Origin of the sequence: Paenibacillus solisilvae (assembly GCF_042656405.1) — a bacterium.
Classification (GTDB): domain Bacteria; phylum Bacillota; class Bacilli; order Paenibacillales; family Paenibacillaceae; genus Paenibacillus_Z; species Paenibacillus_Z solisilvae.
Map to the genome: position 1 here is coordinate 1 of NZ_JBHSOW010000141.1, position 818 is coordinate 818.

Genomic DNA, 818 nt, shown 5'->3' on the forward strand with positions numbered 1-818 from the left:
ACCGAAACGAAACTTGGCATCGCTCAACTGCCTAAGATCACGGAACCGCTGAACATGCTCAAAGAAACCGTTGAAGATGACGTGGAGCAACTGAGCATTTCGCAAGATCAAGACGCCCGCGTCGGACATAAGAGCGCAGACTCTTCGTTTTTTGGCTACAAGACGCATATAGCCATGACCGAGGAACGAATCATTACAGCGGCAATCGTAACAACAGGCGAGAAGAACGACGGAAAACAACTGCAGGCCCTTATCGAGAAAAGCAAAGCCACGGGTATGGAAATAACGACTGTGATCGGCGATACGGCGTATTCGGAGAAGGACAACTTGGCGTATAGCAAGGAAAATGAAATCGAACTGATTTCAAGGCTTCACCCGCAAATTTCGCAAGGTATGCGTAAGAAGGAAGACGAGTTCGAATTCAACAAAGATGCAGGCATGTACGTATGCAAAGCCGGTCATATGGCGATCCGCAAAGCGAGGCAAGGAACGAAGGGCAAAGGAAAAAACCAGACGGATACATACTATTTCGATGTGGAGCTTTGCAAACGGTGCCCCTTCAAAGTGGGATGTTACAAAGAAGGATCCAAAACCAAAACGTACTCCGTAAGTATTAAATCCGGGGAACATGCTGAACAGATGGCCTTCCAGGAAAGTGAGTATTTCAAGGAAAAAGCAAAAGAACGCTACAAAATTGAAGCGAAAAACAGTGAGCTTAAACATCGGCACGGGTACGACGTAGCGTCGTCCTCGGGTCTGTTAGGGATGCAAATACAAGGAGCTATGGCGATATTTGCAGTGAATTTAAAACGAATCAT

1 protein-coding gene is annotated in these 818 nt (G+C 46.6%); it reads left to right on the top strand.

Annotated elements, in window-relative coordinates; genetic code table 11:
• Positions 1-818: transposase (locus ACFPYJ_RS33050; protein WP_379192849.1), on the top strand; the 818-nt coding region annotated here is incomplete at both ends.